The sequence below is a fragment of the Protofrankia sp. Cj3 genome (genome assembly GCF_917627355.1).
Taxonomy (GTDB): Bacteria; Actinomycetota; Actinomycetes; order Frankiales; family Frankiaceae; genus Protofrankia.
This window is the reverse complement of record NZ_CAKJTR010000061.1, coordinates 25,892-28,063: the sequence shown is the minus strand read 5'-3', so window position 1 is coordinate 28,063 and position 2,172 is coordinate 25,892. Positions and strand designations below refer to the sequence as shown.

The following is a 2,172-nucleotide window of genomic DNA, read 5'->3' as shown; positions in this document are numbered from 1 at the left end:
AAACCAGCGCGTTAGGCCCTTACCACACCGCCGGCAGCCATTTTGCGACTCTACGTGTTATTTTTCTGCGCTCCCGAAGATGCGACTGAAGTGCGTCCAGCGTGCCGTCGAGGACACGGCGCCGATAGTCGACCACGTCTCTACTCTGCCAACGACAGGGATTCGAGTCTTCCAATAGCAGATCGATAGGTCTGCCGATCCGACCTCGTCCGCACCGCCAGTGAGGACGAGGTCGGATCGGCGCCGTCGCGCGTCACCTTCCGGTATCGGGTTCATCGCCGGCACCTCGGCCTCCCGTCGGGACGATCCGCCCGTGCGTCGGCGCCTCGCCCCGCTGTCCGGCGGCGGCGCGGGCGTAGCGGCGGGCCAGGGTCGCGAAGGCATCCGCGAGTTCGGGTGGCCCGAGGACCTCGATGTCGGCGTCGAACCGGCCGACGGTGGCGGCCAGGCTGGGCCACGACCAGGAGCCGACGACGAGCCGGCAGCGGTTCGGGCCGAGCTCCTCGACGATCCCGTCCTGGGAGTACTGGGACACGAAGGCGGCGGGCAGATCGACGATCATTTCCCCGCTGCACGGCCAGCGGTCCGGGCCGGCGGAGCCCCCGAAGCGCTGGGCGACGAAGGTGGCCACGTCCCCGCCGGGCAGCTGGCGGGGGGTGAACCGCGGGCCGGCCGGGGGACGCGGGCTGATCCGGTCGGCGCGGAAGGTGCGCCAGTCGTCGCGGTCCAGATCCCAGGCGACGAGATACCAGCGTCCGCCCCAGGTGACGAGGTGATGGGGCTGCACCCGACGCGGCGGGGAGACATCGGCCGGCACCGACCGCGACGGGACGGTGTAGTCGAAGCGCAGCTCCTCGCGGGCATGGACGGCGGCACCGAGCATCACCAGAACGGCCGGCTCGACCTGCGGGCAGGGCCGGCTTCCGCGGCGTTCGACCGCGGTGACCCGCAGCGCGTCGACCCGGTGGCGCAGCCGCGCTGGCATGACCTGCCGGACAGTGCTCAGTGCGCGGGCCGCCGCCTCCTCGATGCCGGCACCGGACGTGACGGCGAGCTGGAGCGCGACGGCCAGGGCAACGGCCTGCTCGTCGTCGAACAGCAGCGGCGGCAGTTCCGCCCCGGCATCGAGCCGGTATCCGCCATCGGGACCCTTGGTGGCCCGGATCGGATAGCCCAGCTCACGGAGGCGGTCGACGTCGCGGCGCACCGTGCGCGGGCTGACCTCGAGCCGCGCGGCCAGCAGCGCCCCTGGCCAGTCCCGGCGCGCCTGCAACAGCGAGAGCAGGGCGAGCAGGCGCGCTGACGTCGTCGGCATGCCCATGAGATTGCCTGAAGAAGAGGCCAGAAACTGACCGCTTCCCGGACGACCGTGGTGGTCACAGCCGACAACGGCAACGACCCAGAAGGGGCCGATCACGATGATGACCACACAGCCCGTAGCCCTCGACGCGGAGCGGGCCGACCTGCTCGCCGAACTCGCCGTGGCCCGAGCCAGCCTGATCAACACGACCCGCGGTCTCAGTGACGAGCAGGCCGGCGAACGCCCGACGGCCAGTGCCCTGTGCCTGGGCGGGCTGATCAAGCATGTCGCCGCCGTTGAGGAAGGCTGGATGCGTTTCGTCCTCGAGGGGCCGTCGGCGATGAACTACGCGCTGCCCGACGGCGTCACCTGGGAGGAGTTCATGACCGGCACCGCACGTGAGTACCCGGCCTGGGCCATCAAGCGCCAGAACGAGTTCCAGATGCTGCCAGGTGACACGATGGCCGGGATCGTCGCCCGCTACAAGCGGGCCGCTGCCCGGACCGACGAGATCGTCGCGGCCATCCCCGACCTGTCAGTGACGCAGCCACTGCCGGAAGCGCCCTGGCACGAGCCGGGCGCGCGGCACAGCGTCCGCCGGGTACTGATCCACATCATCGCCGAGACCACCCAGCACGCCGGCCACGCCGACATCCTCCGCGAAACGATCGACGGCCAGACCGCGACCTGACAGCCGTGCCAGCGTCCCGCGACGAAGCCTGGAGGCGGTGGACGGTATCGAGGGAGCTGGCACAGAACGTCCAGAACCCGGGTCCCGCGACGCGGTGCGGCGCCGAGTGCCGCCCTGGGCACCGCGGGCGTTCTGTCCGATTTTTTCGGTGCTGACGTGAGAACGCTATTTCTGCTGCCGC

At 70.6% G+C, this 2,172-nt stretch carries 2 protein-coding genes; one reads left to right on the top strand and one right to left on the bottom strand.

What is annotated here, in order from left to right; translation table 11 throughout:
* Positions 1–253 precede the first annotated feature (253 nt).
* Positions 254–1,315, bottom strand: a complete 1,062-nt coding sequence (locus tag MJ783_RS10750) for a YafY family protein (protein ID WP_239310252.1) — start codon at positions 1,313–1,315, stop codon at positions 254–256.
* 103 nt (positions 1,316–1,418) lie between these two features.
* On the opposite strand from MJ783_RS10750, the gene MJ783_RS10745 reads away from it, so the two are divergent.
* A complete protein-coding gene (locus tag MJ783_RS10745; protein WP_239310251.1) occupies positions 1,419–1,991 on the top strand; it encodes a DinB family protein in 573 nt (190 codons plus the stop codon).
* The last annotated feature ends 181 nt before the right edge of the window (positions 1,992–2,172 follow it).